Below are 14,775 nucleotides of genomic sequence, written 5' to 3'. Positions count from 1 at the left end.
CTCAAGGACCTCCACCGTGACAGCACAGATCAGCCGCCGGAGCATGCTGAAGATCACCGGAACCGCCGCGGGCGTGGCGGGGCTCGGCGTCGGCACGGGCGCGGTGGCGACACCGGCCGCGGCGGCGGGTGGCGTCTACGCGCACCCCGGTCTGCTCCACACCAAGGCGGACCTGGCCCGTATGGCGGCCAAGGTGAAGGCGGGCGCCGAGCCCTACACGGCGGGCTTCGCGAAGCTGACCGCCAACCGGCACGCGCAGAGCGGCTGGAAGGCCAACCCGCAGGCGACCGTGGTCCGTGGCGGCACGGGCCAGAACTACGTGACCTTCTACAACGACGTGCACGCCGCCTACCAGAACGGCCTGCGCCACCACGTCACCGGCGAGGCCGAGTACGCCGACACCGCCGTCGCCATCCTCAACGCCTGGTCGGAGAAGCTCACTTCCATCGCGGGCAACGCCGACCGTTTCCTGGCGGCCGGGCTGTACGGCTACCAGATCGCCAACGCCGCCGAGCTCGTCCGCGATCACCCCGACTTCGCGCTCGACCGCTTCCAGGACATGCTGAGCGGCGTCATCGCCCCGCTCAGCGACGACTTCCTGGTGAACCACAACGGCGCGGTCGTCACCAACTACTGGCCCAACTGGGACCTCGCCAACATGGCCTGCGTCCTCGCCACCGGCATCTTCTGCGACGACAAGGCCCAGGTCGCCCGCGCCGTCGACTACTTCAAGAACGGCGAGGGCCTCGGCGCCGTCAAGAAGGCCATCCCCGTCGTCCACGACGACGGCCTCGCCGAGTGGCTGGAGGCCGGCCGCGACCAGGGCCACGCCCTCCTCGGCGTCGGCCTGATGGGCACCTTCTGCGAGATGGCCTGGAACCAGGGCATCGACCTGTACGGCTACGACGACAACCGCTTCCTCAAGGGCGCCCAGTACGTGGCCAAGTGGGCCATGGGCGGCGAGGTGGCCTACACCGAGAACACCCGTGCGAAGGGTGCGATCAACGGCTGGTCCGGCCGCGAGACCGCGTCCCAGGCGGCGGGCGTCGACCCCAACATGACGCGCCCGATCTGGGCCATGATCGCCAACCACTACACCAAGCGCCGCGGCCTCGACGCCTCCTACGTCACCCGCATCGCCGCCAAGGCGGCCCCCGAGGGCGGTGGCGGCGACTACGGCCCCAACAGCGGCGGCTTCGACCAACTGGGCTTCGGCACGCTGGCGTTCACGCGGGACAAGGCGACGAAGGCGGAGGTGGAGGCGTCCCCGTCCGCGTCCAAGGCGGCAGGCTCGGGTTCGGACTCGGGCGCCGGCTCGGGGTCCGGCACCGGCACGAAGAAGAGCGGCTCGTCGCCCTCCCCGTCCGCCTCCGCGAGCGCCCAGGGCGGACGCGGCGAGGACCTGGCCGCGACCGGCACCACCGAAGTCGTGGCCTGGTCCGCCGCCGGCGGCGTCGCGGCCCTCGCGGGCGGCCTGCTCCTGCTGCGCCGCCGCAACAACCGCCCGGGCGGCGGCGCCCACAGCTGACGCCGGCCCCACGCAACGTCCTCGCAACCTGGCGGGGCGTTGACTACGGCCATGGATGTGGTCCCGCGTGTAGAGCTGACCCCCGCGGCCGCCGACCTTCTCCGGCGGCTGCGGGCGGCCCACGGCCCGTTGATGTTCCACCAGTCGGGCGGCTGCTGCGACGGCAGCGCGCCCATGTGCTACCCGGACGGCGAGTTCCGTACCGGCGACTCGGACGTCCTGCTGGCCGAGCTCCAGGTCGACGGCGTCGACGAGGCCGTGGGTTTCTGGATGTCCCGCAGCCAGTACGAGGTGTGGCGCCACACCCGGCTGATCGTGGACGTCGTACCGGGCCGGGGCAGCGGTTTCTCCCTGGAGGCACCCGAAGGAGTGCGTTTCCTCATCCGTTCTCGCGTCGTCGACGCGTAGCCACCGCGCGGCCGGTCCTCGTCTGGTCCACTCCCCTTGAGCCTTGGGAGAGTTGACGGGACATCAGGGGGCACCGTGACACGTCGTGGCGCACGATTCAGAACAGTCAGAACTGTCAGAACGGTACTGACGGTTCTCGCGGCATGGAGTGTGCTGGCCGGGGCGGCCCTCGCGGGGGCGGCACCGGCCGGCGCCGCGTCGAAGGCCGTCGAACTCGCACCGGGCATCGAGTACACCCGGTTCGACATCGACGCGGCCCAGGGCGTGGCGCACGCACACGTCCTGAGCGTCAACTTGCGCAGCCGCCAGGTGGGCGTGGGGCTCCTCTACCCGGGGAAGGTGGCCGCACGGGCCACCGTGTCCCAACTGGCCACGTCGGCCGGTGCCGTGGCCGGCGTCAACGGGGACTTCTTCAACATCACCGAGACCCAGCATCCTGGTGTCGCCGCCACGGGCGCGTCGGTCGGCCCGGCGATCGCCCGCGGGCGCGCGCTCAAGGCCGCCGTACCGAACGGGCAGCGCTTCGGCCCCGCTCTGCCGCCCGGCACGAGCACCAAGGACGTGCTCGGCGTCACCGCCGACGGCCGGGCCCGGCTCGACAGCATCGCCCTCGCCGGTTCCGTCACCACCCCCGAGAGCGATCTCCCGCTCGGCGGCCTCAACCAGTACGCCCTGCCGGTCGGTTCCGTCGGGGCGTTCACCTCGGACTGGGGCAGCGTCTCCCGGATGCGGGCGGTCTGCGGCACGGACACGGACCGGGCGGCGCCGTGCAGCACGGACACCCACGAGGTGCGGATCGCCGACGGCCGTGTGGTGGCCTCTGCCGCCACCCCCGGCAGCGGCGCCATCGAGCCCCGCACGACCGTCCTGGTCGGCCGCGAGGCGGGCGCCCAGCGGCTGCGCAAGCTGTCGCCGGGCGACGCGGTCAAGGTGCGTCACCGTCTGGTGGCCTCGTCGACCCGCATCCCGTACGCCTTCGCCGTCGGCGGCTACCCGGTCCTGCGGTCCGGCCGGCCGCTCCCCGGCCTGGACGACACGACCTCGGCGGTACGCACGGCAGCGGGCATCGCCGACGGCGGCCACCGCCTCCTTCTGCTGGCCCTGGACGGAGCCCCTGCCTACCGCACGGGTCTGACCATCGCCGAAGTGGCCGCCATGATGCGGAAGTTGGGCTCGGTCGACGCCTTCAGCCTGGACGGCGGCGGCTCGACGACCCTGGCCGCCCGCACCCCCGGGACCACCGAGGTCACCGTACGAAACCACCCCACCGCCGGCACTGAACGCCCCGTCCCCAACGCCATCGGCCTCTTCACCAACCCTTGGCGCTGACCACCCATTTCTCCGCCCCCGCCGCCCCTACCCATTCCCATCCCCAGGGGCTGCGCCCCTTCAACCCCCTGCGCCGGGTGCGGGTGGGTGGGGGCTTGTCGCGCAGTTCCCCGCGCCCCTGAGAAGACGGGCTGCGCCCCAGTCTTTTCAGCGGCCCGCAGGGCCGTGCCTTCAGGGGCGCGGGGAACTGCGCGAGCAACCCAACACAACCCGCACCCGCCATACAAACCCCACCCCCCGAGCTCTCACGCGAAGCGGGGCCGAAGGGGCAGCTACCCCTGGGGACGGGAATGGGTAGGGGCGGCGGGGTCGAAGAAACCCGGCGCGATATCACGGCTTCAGGCTGCTGACGATGTCCGCCGTGGCCGTCAGGCCGTTGTGGATGGTCGGGGCCAGGCTCGTGCCGGCCATGTAGAAGCCCAGCAGAACACACACCGCGGCGTGCGAGAACTTCAGCGAACCGTTGCGCATGAAGATCACCGTCAGGATCACGAGCAGGACCACCACAGAGATGGAAATGGCCATCGTCAACCTCCTCCGCCACGCCCACTTCGCGGCATTCGGCCGTAAGTGTGGCGTAGCGAAGGGTTCGTCCGTGCGGCTGACGTATCCGCCGAACGTGTGGTGTCTACGCCGACCGGACGCTGATCAAGATGTCTACCGCCGGCCGTCCAGGAACGCTTCGAGCCCCGCGAGATCATCCGTGTTGAGGTAATCCACGTCCGCGTCGACCAGCTCACCCCACAGCGCGTCCCGGGCCGCCCCCGGCACGTCCGGCGTCGCCCAGAAGCGCACCTTCTGCCCACGCCCGTGCGCCGTGGAGACGATCGTGCGCAGCTTGGCACGCTCGGCCGCCGGGAACGCCCCCTCGCCCCGCCAGGTGAAGTTGAGCGTCCAGTTGTCGCTGATCAGCGGGATGAAGGAGGCGGGCGCCGCGCCGCCGAGGTCGGCGAGTCGGCCGTCGTAGAAGGCGCGCCGTACCGTCTGCGCCTCCATCGGCACGCGGGCGGCCCGGTCGCCCGAGATCACGGCGGTCACCGGGCCCGGGTACACCCTGCCGTGCTCGTAGGTCGTGAACAGGTGCTTGTGGCGCCGCAGTTGGCGGTCGAGTGCGAGGTACGTGGACGATCCCTCGGTCTTGATGTCGATGAGCAGTTGCAGCGAGCCTCGCTGTCCCCGGTACACGGAGCCGTGGTTGGCGCGGACGCGGGCGGCGAGCGGGTCGAGGTAGAGGGATTCGAGGGTGCGGGTGGGGTCGAGGTCGACGGGGTCGTGGGCGACGAGGAGCTGGTCGCCGACGAGGAAGATGTCGGCCTCGACGCTGCCGAAGCGGTGGTCGAGCGCGTCGAACAGGGGTCGCGGGTGCTCGTAGTCGTTGTGCGCGTGGGCACGCCACAGCGGACGCGGGCCGTGCTTGCGTTCGCCCGCCCACGCGCTGGTGGCGGGCAGGGCGACCGCGCCCGCGAGGGCGGCGCCGAGGGTGGTGAGGGCTCTGCGACGGGTGGTGAGGGCCATGCTCTGCCTCCCTTTGAGTGGCGTACGGGACCTCAGCGAGTATGGGGGACCTGGCCGCACAAAGAGCCTGTACGTGGCGCGAGTTGGCCGGACTGCCGCTCCCTGTTCATCCCGTCCGCGGGAAGCGCACTGAGGCACACGAAAAAGCCCGCCCCAGGTGGGGCGGGCTTTCCCTGCTCTTCCCCGGTGGTACGTCAGGGGGCCTGGAGGTCGACCAGTTCGGCCAGCGCCCCGCGGTGGGCGCCGGCCGTGCCGTACGCGATCGAGTCGGCCTTCGCCCGCTTGAGGCAGAGGTGGATCGGGTGCTCCCACGTCATGCCGATCCCGCCGTGCAGTTGCAGCGCCTCCTCGGCGGCGTGGACGGCGACGGGCGCCGCGTAGGCCTGGGCGACGGCGACCGCGACGGCGGTGTCCTCGTCCCTCGCCAGCGCGTCGGCGGCGTTCCGGGCGGCCGCCCGCAGGTTGACGACCTCCAGCCACAGCTGCGCGAGCCGGTGCTTGAGCGCCTGGAAGCCACCGACGGGCCGGTTGAACTGCTTGCGCTCCTTGAGGTAGCGCACGGTCTCGGTCAACGCCCACTCGGCGAGCCCGAGTTGCTCGGAGGCCAGCAGCCCGGCCCCCGCGAGCAGGGCTCGTCGTACGGCGGGTTCCGCATCGCCGAGGAGGCGGCCGGGCGCCCCGTCGAGGGTGACGGTCGCGAGGGGCCGGGTCAGGTCCAGGGACACCTGGGGGGTGACGGTCGCGGCGGAGGCGTCGACCGCGTACAGACCGCCGTCGTCGGCGGGCACGAGCAGCACATCGGCGACGGCCGCGTCCGCGATGCCGGTCAGCTCTCCGTGCAGAGCGCCGTCCTCATGCCGTACGACCTTGTAGGCGGCGCCCGGGGCGATGTGGAGCGCGACGGTGAGGGCGCCGATCCTGCGGCCGGTCGCCAGGTCGGCGAGCAGGTCGGCGGCCTCGCAGGAGAGCAGGGCCTCGGTGGCGACGACGGCGCTCGTCAGATACGGCACCGGGGCGACCGCACGCCCCAACTCCTCCAGGACCACGGCGACTTCGCGGTGCGTTGCGCCCTGGCCGCCGTGGGCCTCGGGAATCAGCAGCCCGGCGAGCCCCATGCCGTCGGCGAGCGCCTTCCAGGCCTCGCGGTCGTGGGGCGCGTCGGACTCGGTGCGGGCGATGACACCGGGTGCGTCGCAGTGGTCCCTGAGCAGGTCGCGGACGGCGGCGCGGAGGGCCTCTTCCTCCTCCGAGTACAGGAGGTCGGGCTGTGCGCTCGTCGCGCTCGTCGCGCTCGTCGTACTCATCGGGCGAGGTCCTTCCAGGCGACGTCCTTGTCGGTGCGCGGCTCGGCGGGCAGGCCCAGGACACGCTCGGCGACGATGTTGAGCAGGACCTCGGTGGTCCCGCCCTCGACGCTGTTGCCCTTGGAGCGGAGGTAGCGGTAGCCGGCGTCGCGGCCGACGAAGTCGACGAGCTCCGGGCGCCGCATGGTCCAGTCGTCGTACAACAGGCCTTCCTCGCCGCGGAGTTCGACCTCCAGGCCGCTGATCTCCTGGTTGAGGTGGGCGAAGGCGAGCTTCATGCCGGCGCCCTCGGGGCCGGGCTGTCCGGCGACGAGCTGCTGGCGCAGCCGCTCCGCGGTGAGGCGGGCGGTCTCGGCCTCGACCCAGAGCTTGAGGAGCCGCTGGTGGAGGTCGTGGGTGCGCAGTTCGGGGCGTTCGCGCCAGGTCTTGGAGACGGGCCCGATCATGCCGCCCTCGCGGGGCAGCCGCATACCGCCGATGGCGACGCGTTCGTTGTTCAGCGTGGTCTGCGCGACCCTCCAGCCGTCGCCGATATCGCCGAGGCGACGTGCGTCCGGGATGCGTACGTCGGTGAGGAACACCTCGTTGAACTCGGCCTCACCGGTGACCTGGCGGAGCGGCCGGACGTCGACGCCCGGGTCGGTCATGTCGCAGATGAAGTACGTGATGCCCTGGTGCTTGGGCACGTCCGGGTCGGTGCGGGCGATGAGGATGGCCCAGCGGGCGAGGTGGGCGCTCGACGTCCACACCTTCTGCCCGTTGACGACCCAGTCGCCGTCGCCCTCCCGTACGGCCCTCGTCCCGAGCGCGGCGAGGTCGGACCCGGCGCCGGGCTCGCTGAAGAGCTGGCACCAGACCTCCTCACCGGTCCACAGCGGCCGCAGGTACTGCCGCTTCTGCTCCTCCGTGCCGTAGGCGAGGATCGTGGGCGCGGCCATGCCGAGGCCGATCCCGATGCGCCGCGGGTCGTTGTCGGGGGCCCCGGCCGCCTCCAGCTCGGCGTCCACGACGGCCTGGAGGGAGCGGGGCGCGCCCAGTCCGCCGAGGCCCTCCGGGTAGTGCACCCAGGCGAGTCCCGCGTCGAAGCGGGCGCGCAGGAAGTCCAGGCGGTCGGTGGTGGCCGGCGGGTATGCGGCCAGCAACTCGGCGGTACGGCGCCGGAGTTCGGGGGCGTCGGTCATGCGGAGGCTCCGTTCTCCAGCGTGGGCACTACGGCGACCCGGCCGGTGGTGACCCCGTCCGCGACGCGCTGGACGGCGGCCGCGGCCCCGTCGAGGGGCACCCGCTCGCTCACCAGTGGCTTGACGACACCCCGGGCGGCCAGCTCGGTGAGCTGCTCGTGGCAGTGCTGGACCAGCTTGGGGTTCTTGGTGTTGTACAGGCCCCAGTGCAGGCCGAGGATCGCGTAGTTCTTGACGAGGGCGTGGTTGAGGCCGGGGCTCGGGATCGTCCCGCTGGCGAAGCCGACGACCACGATGCGCCCTTCGAAGGCGACGACCTTGGTCGACTGCGTGTAGGCCTCGCCGCCCACGGGGTCGTAGATCACATCCGCGCCCCGGCCTCCGGTGGCCTCCTTCACGGCGGAGACGACGTCCTCGCTCCGCCGGTCGACCACCACGTCACAGCCCAGCTCCCGGGCCACGGCGGCCTTGTCGGCGCCGCCGACGACCCCGATGACGGTCGCCCCGGCCGCCTTCCCGAGCTGTACGGCCGCGCTGCCCACCCCACCCGCGGCGGCGTGGACGAGCAGCGTCTCCCCGGCTTCGAGCCGGGCCCGCCGGTGCAGACCGAACCAGCCCGTCTGGTAGCCGATGTGCAGCGCGGCGGCCTCGGCCTCGTCCAGCGACTCGGGCGCGGGCAGGACGGCGGCGGCATCTGCGACCACGTACTCGGCGAAGCCGCCGTACGGCAGCGCCGGGTTGGCGATGACCCGGCGCCCGTCCTCGGTCTCGCCGCAGATCTCCACGCCGGGCGTGAACGGCAGCGGCGGCCTGACCTGGTAGTGGCCCCGGCACATCAGCACATCCGGGAAGTTGATGTTCGCGGCACGCACCTTCAGCAGGACCTGGCCGTCACCGGGCGTGGGCCGCTCCACGTCCTGGAGCCGCATCACCTCGCTCGGCTCGCCGTTCTCGTGCACTTGCCATGCCTGCATGCGGTGCCTCCACGGGACTGCTTCGTCTGAACCGGGATCGACTGACACGTGCATACTAAGCAGTCGCTTGCCCTCAGGGAACACTTGCTCCTCAGGGGACGGCAGGGTGCGTCACGACCGCGACGACTGCGCCGCGGGCTTCGCTCGTACGTGCATCCGCTCCCCCTGCGGCCCGAACAGACTCAGGAACTCCACGGGCCCCTCCCCCGTCGACCCGAACCAGTGCGGAACCCGGGTGTCGAACTCGGCGGCCTCCCCGGCGGTCAGCACCACATCATGCGCGCCGAGCACCATCCGCAGCCTCCCGGCCAGCACGTACAGCCACTCGTACCCCTCATGGGTGCGCGGCTCCGGCTCCTGCTCGCTCTGCGGGATGAGGACCTTGTAGGCCTGGAGGCCGCCCGGCTGCCGGGTGAGCGGCCAGTACGTCCGCCCGTGCCGCACGATCGGCTTCGACCGCACCCGTGGATCGCCGACCGCCGGTTCCCCGATCAGTTCGTCCAGCGGCACCTGATGGGCCCGGGCGATGGGCAACAGCAGCTCCAGACTGGGCTTGCGCAGCCCCGACTCCAGCCGCGAGAGGGTGCTCACGGAGATTCCGGTCGCCTCGGACAACCCCGCGAGCGTCACCTCCCGGTCCTTCCGGATCCGCCGCAGCCGCGGTCCGACTTCTGCGAGAACGTCATCGGTGGCCATGACCCCTATTGCAGAATCAGCAAAGAAGTTTGTCAATCCCGCACCCTTTGAGTGACTGTCTCCGTGGAGGTGGTCACCATGACCGAACAGACCGAACTTTCGGAGCAGTACGAAGTGATCGTCATCGGCGGCGGAGCTGCTGGGCTCTCCGCCGCCCTCGTCCTCGGCCGCGCTCGACGCCGCACCCTCGTCATCGACGCGGGCGAACCCCGCAACGCCCCCGCCGCCCATATGCAGGGCTACCTGTCGCGGGACGGAATCCCCCCGGCGGAGTTCCTGGCCATGGGCCGCGAGGAGATCGCCCGCTACGGCGTCGACCTGGTGCGGGACCGGGTGGTGGAGGCCACCCGAACCGAAGACGAACAGACCTTCACCACAACCCTGGCGAGAGGCCGCACGATCCAGGCCCGACGCCTGGTGATCACCACCGGCCTGAAGGACGAACTCCCGCCGGTCCCCGGCCTCGCCGACCGCTTCGGACGAGACGTCCTCCACTGCCCGTACTGCCACGGCTGGGAGGTCCAGGACCAGCCCTTCGGCGTCCTCGCCACCAGCCCCCAGAGCGTGCACCAGGCGCTGATGGTCTCCCAGTGGTCCAAGGACGTGACCCTTTTCCTGCACACCGTCCCCGAGGACGCCCTGACGGACGAGGACCTCCGCAGGCTCGCCGCCGCCAATGTCTCCGTCGTACCGGGAGAGGTCTCCGAACTGGTAATCGAGGCCGACCGCCTCACCGGCCTTCGCCTCACGAACGGCATGATCCACGACCGCTCGATCCTGTTCGTGGCCCCGCGCCCGATCCCCCAGACCACCCTCTTGGAACACCTGGGCGCCGAACTCCAGGAGACCCCCTTCGGCACCTACCCGGTAGTCGACGCGACGGGCCAGACCACGATCCCGGGCGTCTGGACCGCCGGCAACGCGATGGGCTTCTCCGAACAGGTCATCAACGCGGCGGCCGCGGGCTACCGAGCGGGGGCAACGATCAACGGCGACCTACTGATGACCGACTTGGACACCCGCATTCCGACAGCGATTTCCCCACTGACTACCCGCACCTGACAGCCCGGCCCAGCAACATCCAGCCCGTCCGGCGTTGGAGGACGAGCCCGAAGGGCGATTCACCACCCACCCACAGACAACCCACCCACCCCACGGGGGTCCGGGGCGGAGCCCCCGGGGTCGGGACGGGTAGGGGCGGCGGGGGCGAAAACCCTCCCCCCGTTGCACCATGGCCACATGCTGTTCGCCCGGCTGGCCCACGTATCCCAGGAGATCGCCGCCACCTCGGCCCGCTCCCGGAAAACCGCTCTGCTCGCCGAACTCTTCCGGGACGCCGAGCCGACGGACGTCCCCATAGTCATCCCCTACCTCGCAGGCCGCCTCCCCCAGGGCCGCCTCGGCATCGGCTGGAAACTCCTCAACCAGCCCATCCCACCCGCCCCCACCCCCACCCTCACCGTCCAAGACATCGACACCCGCCTGACAGCGATCGGCTCCGCCACCGGCCCCGGCTCACAGACCGAACGCAAGTGCCTGGTCGCCGAGTTGCTGGCCGCGGCCACCGAGGACGAACAGCGCTACCTCTTCGGCCTCCTCACCGGCGAGGTCCGCCAGGGCGCACTGGACGCACTGGCCGTGGAGGGCCTGGCCGAGGCCACCGGCGCCCCCGCCACCGACGTACGCCGCGCGGTGATGCTGGCCGGCTCCCTGCAGACCGTGGCGCAGGCCCTCCTCGCGGACGGCCCACCGGCCCTGGAACGGTTCCGGCTCACCGTGGGCCGCCCCGTCCTCCCGATGCTCGCGCACAGCGCCTCCTCGGTCACGGAGGCCGTGGCGAAGCTGGGCACCTGCGCGGTGGAGGAGAAACTGGACGGCATCCGCGTCCAGCTCCACCGCGACGGCGATGACGTACGCGTCTACACCCGCACCCTCGACGACATCACCGACCGCCTCCCCGAACTCACCACCGCAGCCCGGAAGTTGAGAGGCGAGCGGTTCATCCTCGACGGCGAGGTGATCGCGTTCGACGAGGACGGACGGCCGCGTTCCTTTCAAGAGATCGCAGGGCGGGTCGGCTCGCGCGTGGACGTGGCGACGGCGGCCGGGCAGGTCCCCGTCTCCCCGGTCTTCTTCGACGCGCTCTCCGTCGACGGCCAGGACCTCCTGGACCTGCCCTTCGCCGACCGCCACACCGAACTGGCCCGCCTCGTCCCCGAGCCGATGCGCGTCCGCCGCACCCTCGTGAACGGCACCGACGATCTCCCCGAGGCGGAGAGGTTCCTCGCCGCCACACTCGCCCGCGGCCACGAGGGGGTCGTACTCAAGGCCCTCGACGCCCCCTACAGCGCGGGCCGGCGCGGTGCCTCCTGGCTGAAGGTCAAACCGGTCCACACCCTCGACCTGGTGGTCCTGGCCGCCGAATGGGGCCACGGCCGCCGCACGGGCAAGCTCTCCAACCTCCACCTGGGCGCCCGCAGCGCCGACGGCTCCTTCGCGATGCTGGGCAAGACGTTCAAGGGCATGACGGACGCGATGCTGACCTGGCAGACCGAACGCCTCAAGGAACTGGCCGTCGAGGACCACGGCTGGGGCGTGAGCGTACGCCCCGAACTCGTCGTCGAGATCGCCTACGACGGCCTCCAGCGCTCCACCCGCTACCCGGCCGGTGTCACCCTCCGCTTCGCCCGCGTGGTCCGTTACCGCGAGGACAAGTCCCCGGCCGAAGCCGATACGGTCGAGACCCTGCTCGCCGCCCACCCGGAGGTCACCCGGTGACGACCGCCCCGAAGCGCAGCGCGGGCCTGCTGCTCCACCGTCGTACCGCCGACGGCGTCGAGGTCCTGCTCGGCCACATGGGCGGCCCGTACTTCGCCCGCAAGGACGCGGGCGCCTGGACGGTGCCGAAGGGCGAGTACGACCCCGACGAGCCGGCCTGGGAGGCGGCGCGCCGGGAGTTCCAGGAGGAGTTGGGGCTGGCTCCGCCCGACGGCGAGGCCGTACCGCTGGGCGAGGTGCGCCAGGCGAACGGCAAGATCGTCACGGCCTGGGCGATCGAGGCGGACCTCGACCCGGCGACCGTCGTTCCCGGCACCTTCCGCATGGAGTGGCCGCCGAGGTCGGGGCAGGTCCAGGAGTTCCCCGAACTGGACCGTGTGGAGTGGTTGCCCGTCGATCGGGCCCGAGCCGTGATCGTCAAGGCGCAGGCGGAGTTTCTCGACCGCCTCCTTGAGCACTCGGCCTGAGCCCGCGTTGCGGCGTGCGCCGCCGCGCGGGAAGGTCGAAGGACAGCCCACGCAGGAGGTCAGCCATGCCCATCGCGACGGTGAACCCGGCGAACGGCGAGACGCTCAAAACGTACGACGCCCTGGGCGAGGAGGAGACCGAACGCCGCCTCGCGACCGCCGACGCCGCGTTCCGCACCTACCGGACCACGTCCTTCGCGGAACGCGCCCGTCTCCTGCGCAAGGCCGCCGACCTCCTCGACGAGGACGCGGAGAGCGTCGCCCGGACGATGACCACGGAGATGGGCAAGCCGATCATGCAGGCCCGCGCCGAGGCCGCGAAGTGCGCGAAGGCGATGCGCTGGTACGCCGACCACGCCGAGGTGCTGCTCACGGACGTGGAGCCCTCCGACGCGGACGTGAAGGACTCGGGCGCCTCCCGCGTCCTGGTCCGCTATCGCCCGCTCGGCCCGGTGCTGGCCGTGATGCCGTGGAACTTCCCCCTCTGGCAGGTGATCCGCTTCGCCGCGCCCGCACTGATGGCGGGCAACGTGGGCCTGCTCAAACACGCCTCCAACGTCCCGCAGACCGCGCTCTACCTGGAGGACCTCTTCCGCCGCGCGGGCTTCCCCGAAGGCTGCTTCCAGACGCTGCTCATCGGCTCCGGCGCGGTCGAGGGCATCCTGCGCGACCCGCGCGTCCGCGCCGCCACCCTCACCGGCAGCGAGCCCGCGGGCCGGTCCGTCGCCTCGGTCGCCGGGGACGAGGTGAAGAAGACGGTCCTGGAGCTGGGCGGCAGCGACCCGTACGTCGTGATGCCGTCCGCCGACGTCGACCGGGCGGCCGAGGTCGCCGTGACGGCCCGGGCGCAGAACGCCGGGCAGTCGTGCATCGCCGCCAAGCGGTTCATCGTGCACGCCGACGTGTACGACGCCTTCGCCGAGCGGTTCGTGGCCGGCATGCGGGCGCTCAAGGTCGGCGACCCGCTGGACGAGGACACCGACGTCGGCCCCCTGTCCAGCGAGCGGGGCCGCGAGGACCTGGCGGCACTGGTCGACGAAGCCGTCGAGAGCGGCGCCACGGTCCTGTGCGGCGCCGAGCGCCCCGACGGGCCCGGCTGGTACTACCCGCCGACCGTCCTCGCCGGCATCACCCCCGAGATGCGCGTCCACCGCGAGGAGACCTTCGGTCCGGTCGCCACGCTGTACCGGGCCGCCGACCTGGACGAAGCGATCGCGATCGCCAACGACACACCCTTCGGGCTGAGTTCGAACGTGTGGACACGGGACGCGACCGAGGTGGAGCGTTTTGTCCGGGACCTCGACGCGGGCGGGGTGTACGTCAACGGGATGACCGCCTCCCACCCGGCGTTTCCCTTCGGCGGAGCCAAGCGGTCCGGATACGGGCGTGAGCTGTCCGGACATGGAATCCGCGAGTTCTGCAACATCACCACCGTATGGCACGGGGTGTGAGCGTTCCACGGCTAACATCCCCGTTGTGAACCGCGAAGTGACTCTGCCTCTGATCGTCGACGACCGCGGGACCCTGCAGGTGGCTGCCGCCGATGTGAGCAAGCTGCTGCGCACCGTGGGTGGGCGGTGGCTGCACCTGGTGGAGGCGGGGGCGGAGGGGCTGGACGAGGACACGGTGGCTGCGCTGACGATCGAGTTGGCGAAGCTGGCCGACCGGATCGACGTGGCGTGCATCGCTCACAGCAGCGGAGCGCCGTAAGAGCTGCGGTTTGGTGATGACTGCTGGTTGTTTGTGGTTGATCGCGCAGTTCCCCGCGCCCCTATCGGGGCGCGAGTGTGGTCCAGAACATGGATTCGTAGCTCTGCAGCAGGCGGCCGTAGCGGTGGGCCAACGTCTCGTTGATTCGCCCCATCTCCACTCCCGTCCGTACCGCCGACCTTGCCCTTTCCTCCAGTTCCGGTGACGGCTCCGCGAAGAAGTCGAAGAAGCCGCCTGCCTCGTCCGTGAAGCCGTACTGCTGGCGGAGGTCCTTGGCGATGGTGGTGCAGTAGCCGCCCCAGGTCGCGAAGTTGGCGGTGAGGGCGAGGACCACGTCGGCGGGTGAGGCGTTGAGGGCGAGCCAGGCGACGTACGACGGATAGGCCTGGCAGCCCGGTAGCGGCTCGTATGCCGTGGAGCGCTCCTCGTCCACGCCACATGCCTCGGTAAACGCCCCGAGCCGCTCTCCCGCCACCACCTCTCCCTCGGCGAGCATCGCGAAAAAGGCAGCGGTATCGGGCTCGGCCGCCGATCGCTCCGCCAGGTGGCGGAAGGAGCGCAGGTCCGCGGCGATCACCAGCCGCTGTTCCATGGCGAGTGCGGCGAGGGTGTCTCGTCCGGCGGTGCCGTTGGTGATCAGGGGGAGGAGGGGGTTGGCGGGGTGGGTCATCGCGTGCTCCTGTCGGTCGCGGCGTGGTCCACGTTGGCATGGACGCCCGGTTCGGAGTAGTGCGCGGTGGTCCGTGTCGCTTCGCCGGTCTGGAGTAATCCGGCGCGAGATCCCCGGCCCGCCGGGTGATCGTGGTGGGACCACCTGAACCACCCCGTACCCGAGGGGCGATGGCCTTCCGGATGGCGAAAGCAGGCGCGTTCCATGGCGACTTC

At 71.4% G+C, this 14,775-nt stretch carries 15 protein-coding genes; 8 read left to right on the top strand and 7 right to left on the bottom strand.

What is annotated here, in order from left to right:
- Window positions 1-43 precede the first annotated feature (43 nt).
- From F3T56_RS08385 to F3T56_RS08375, 3 genes are all read left to right on the top strand, one after another.
- Window positions 44-1,528 carry an alginate lyase family protein gene (locus F3T56_RS08385; protein ID WP_149824111.1) on the top strand — a complete coding sequence of 495 codons (1,485 nt, stop codon included), beginning with the start codon at window positions 44-46 and terminating at the stop codon, window positions 1,526-1,528.
- A 51-nt stretch (window positions 1,529-1,579) separates the two neighbouring features.
- Entirely contained in the window at window positions 1,580-1,936 is a 357-nt protein-coding gene (locus F3T56_RS08380) for a DUF779 domain-containing protein (protein ID WP_149824063.1), read from the top strand.
- A gap of 150 nt (window positions 1,937-2,086) precedes the next feature.
- Window positions 2,087-3,265: a phosphodiester glycosidase family protein gene (locus F3T56_RS08375; protein WP_149824062.1), complete on the top strand. Its 1,179-nt coding sequence runs from the start codon at window positions 2,087-2,089 to the stop codon at window positions 3,263-3,265.
- Window positions 3,266-3,595: 330 nt separating this feature from the next.
- Here F3T56_RS08375 and F3T56_RS08370 read toward each other — a convergent pair whose 3' ends face one another.
- From F3T56_RS08370 to F3T56_RS08345, 6 genes are all read right to left on the bottom strand, one after another.
- Entirely contained in the window at window positions 3,596-3,790 is a 195-nt protein-coding gene (locus F3T56_RS08370; protein WP_149824061.1) for a hypothetical protein, read from the bottom strand.
- Window positions 3,791-3,922: 132 nt separating this feature from the next.
- Window positions 3,923-4,780 (bottom strand): phosphatidylinositol-specific phospholipase C/glycerophosphodiester phosphodiesterase family protein, encoded by an 858-nt coding sequence (locus tag F3T56_RS08365; protein WP_149824060.1) that lies wholly within the window; start codon window positions 4,778-4,780, stop codon window positions 3,923-3,925.
- A gap of 194 nt (window positions 4,781-4,974) precedes the next feature.
- On the bottom strand, window positions 4,975-6,084 hold the full coding sequence (locus F3T56_RS08360; RefSeq protein ID WP_149824059.1) for an acyl-CoA dehydrogenase family protein: 1,110 nt from the start codon (window positions 6,082-6,084) through the stop codon (window positions 4,975-4,977).
- Window positions 6,081-7,265 (bottom strand): acyl-CoA dehydrogenase family protein, encoded by a 1,185-nt coding sequence (locus F3T56_RS08355; protein WP_149824058.1) that lies wholly within the window; start codon window positions 7,263-7,265, stop codon window positions 6,081-6,083. The genes F3T56_RS08360 and F3T56_RS08355 overlap by 4 nt, the downstream gene beginning before the upstream one ends.
- Window positions 7,262-8,239 carry an NADPH:quinone oxidoreductase family protein gene (locus F3T56_RS08350; RefSeq protein ID WP_149824057.1) on the bottom strand — a complete coding sequence of 326 codons (978 nt, stop codon included), beginning with the start codon at window positions 8,237-8,239 and terminating at the stop codon, window positions 7,262-7,264. Before F3T56_RS08350 ends, F3T56_RS08355 begins: the two co-directional genes overlap by 4 nt.
- A 111-nt stretch (window positions 8,240-8,350) precedes the next feature.
- Window positions 8,351-8,935: a helix-turn-helix domain-containing protein gene (locus F3T56_RS08345; protein WP_149824056.1), complete on the bottom strand. Its 585-nt coding sequence runs from the start codon at window positions 8,933-8,935 to the stop codon at window positions 8,351-8,353.
- Between the two features lie 78 nt (window positions 8,936-9,013).
- Between F3T56_RS08345 and F3T56_RS08340 the strand changes: the two genes are divergently transcribed.
- From F3T56_RS08340 to F3T56_RS08320, 5 genes are all read left to right on the top strand, one after another.
- Window positions 9,014-9,997, top strand: coding sequence for an NAD(P)/FAD-dependent oxidoreductase (locus tag F3T56_RS08340; protein ID WP_149824055.1), 984 nt, complete (start codon window positions 9,014-9,016; stop codon window positions 9,995-9,997).
- A gap of 177 nt (window positions 9,998-10,174) precedes the next feature.
- Entirely contained in the window at window positions 10,175-11,713 is a 1,539-nt protein-coding gene (locus F3T56_RS08335) for an ATP-dependent DNA ligase (protein WP_149824054.1), read from the top strand.
- Window positions 11,710-12,180 carry an NUDIX hydrolase gene (locus F3T56_RS08330; protein ID WP_149824053.1) on the top strand — a complete coding sequence of 157 codons (471 nt, stop codon included), beginning with the start codon at window positions 11,710-11,712 and terminating at the stop codon, window positions 12,178-12,180. The genes F3T56_RS08335 and F3T56_RS08330 overlap by 4 nt, the downstream gene beginning before the upstream one ends.
- A 65-nt stretch (window positions 12,181-12,245) precedes the next feature.
- The gene (locus F3T56_RS08325) at window positions 12,246-13,631 is read left to right on the top strand and encodes an NADP-dependent succinic semialdehyde dehydrogenase (RefSeq protein ID WP_149824052.1); all 1,386 of its coding nucleotides are present in this window, start codon (window positions 12,246-12,248) and stop codon (window positions 13,629-13,631) included.
- Between the two features lie 25 nt (window positions 13,632-13,656).
- Complete coding sequence (locus tag F3T56_RS08320) at window positions 13,657-13,890, top strand: DUF6213 family protein (protein WP_149824051.1); 234 nt, start codon at window positions 13,657-13,659, stop codon at window positions 13,888-13,890.
- Window positions 13,891-13,951: 61 nt separating this feature from the next.
- Here the strand turns inward: F3T56_RS08320 and F3T56_RS08315 are convergent, their stop codons facing one another.
- Entirely contained in the window at window positions 13,952-14,560 is a 609-nt protein-coding gene (locus F3T56_RS08315; RefSeq protein WP_149824050.1) for a thiaminase II/PqqC family protein, read from the bottom strand.
- Between the last annotated feature and the right edge of the window lie 215 nt (window positions 14,561-14,775).

This window comes from Streptomyces tailanensis (assembly GCF_008386495.1).
GTDB classification, from domain to species: Bacteria; Actinomycetota; Actinomycetes; order Streptomycetales; family Streptomycetaceae; genus Streptomyces; species Streptomyces tailanensis.
The sequence above is the reverse complement of the archived record's forward strand: the minus strand, read 5'-3'. Positions and strand labels throughout refer to the sequence as shown.

Excerpts from the sequence above, each read along its gene's own strand:
- F3T56_RS08385 (WP_149824111.1), top strand. The coding sequence starts at position 44 with ATGCTGAAGATCACCGGAACCGCCGCGGGCGTGGCGGGGCTCGGCGTC.
- F3T56_RS08380 (WP_149824063.1), top strand. The coding sequence starts at position 1,580 with ATGGATGTGGTCCCGCGTGTAGAGCTGACCCCCGCGGCCGCCGACCTT.
- F3T56_RS08370 (WP_149824061.1), bottom strand. The coding sequence starts at position 3,790 with ATGGCCATTTCCATCTCTGTGGTGGTCCTGCTCGTGATCCTGACGGTG.
- F3T56_RS08365 (WP_149824060.1), bottom strand. The coding sequence starts at position 4,780 with ATGGCCCTCACCACCCGTCGCAGAGCCCTCACCACCCTCGGCGCCGCC.
- F3T56_RS08360 (WP_149824059.1), bottom strand. The coding sequence starts at position 6,084 with ATGAGTACGACGAGCGCGACGAGCGCGACGAGCGCACAGCCCGACCTC.
- F3T56_RS08355 (WP_149824058.1), bottom strand. The coding sequence starts at position 7,265 with ATGACCGACGCCCCCGAACTCCGGCGCCGTACCGCCGAGTTGCTGGCC.
- F3T56_RS08350 (WP_149824057.1), bottom strand. The coding sequence starts at position 8,239 with ATGCAGGCATGGCAAGTGCACGAGAACGGCGAGCCGAGCGAGGTGATG.
- F3T56_RS08345 (WP_149824056.1), bottom strand. The coding sequence starts at position 8,935 with ATGGCCACCGATGACGTTCTCGCAGAAGTCGGACCGCGGCTGCGGCGG.
- F3T56_RS08340 (WP_149824055.1), top strand. The coding sequence starts at position 9,014 with ATGACCGAACAGACCGAACTTTCGGAGCAGTACGAAGTGATCGTCATC.
- F3T56_RS08335 (WP_149824054.1), top strand. The coding sequence starts at position 10,175 with ATGCTGTTCGCCCGGCTGGCCCACGTATCCCAGGAGATCGCCGCCACC.
- F3T56_RS08325 (WP_149824052.1), top strand. The coding sequence starts at position 12,246 with ATGCCCATCGCGACGGTGAACCCGGCGAACGGCGAGACGCTCAAAACG.
- F3T56_RS08315 (WP_149824050.1), bottom strand. The coding sequence starts at position 14,560 with ATGACCCACCCCGCCAACCCCCTCCTCCCCCTGATCACCAACGGCACC.